The following is a 429-nucleotide window of genomic DNA, read 5'->3' on the forward strand; positions in this document are numbered from 1 at the left end:
GCTGTGCGCCCCCGCATTGGCGCGGCGGCTGAAGCAACCGCGCGACCTCGCCACACTGCCGTTGTTGCGTTCCTACCGCAGCGACGAATGGCCGCGCTGGTTGCAGGCGGCCGGGGTGAGCGGCGTGGAAGCCCGCGGGCCGGTGTTCGATTCCTCACTGACGGTGGCGATGGCCGCCGCCGGGGGCGCCGGCGTGGCCTTGCTGCCCTTGTGCATGTTCGAGCAGGAACTGGCCGAAGGCCGCCTGCTGCAGCCCTTCGGCACCACCTTGGAGCTGGGCCGCTACTGGCTGACGCGGCTGCGCTCGCGCGCCGAGCGCGAACCAGCCAAGCGCTTCCGCGAATGGCTGCAGGCGCAGGGCACGTAACAAAAAAGGGGACGGAGGGGATTAAGTCGTTTGTGCCATTAACGCCTTAATCCCCTCAGTCC

Annotated in this window: 1 pseudogene; it reads left to right on the forward strand. The window is 68.5% G+C overall.

The features are described from left to right. Positions 1-367, forward strand: a pseudogene (gene ampR / locus D7X55_RS46750) (LysR family transcriptional regulator AmpR); the annotation flags it as partial. Positions 368-429: the final 62 nt, after the last annotated feature.

The organism is Corallococcus sp. AB049A (genome assembly GCF_003668885.1).
Classification (GTDB): domain Bacteria; phylum Myxococcota; class Myxococcia; order Myxococcales; family Myxococcaceae; genus Corallococcus; species Corallococcus interemptor.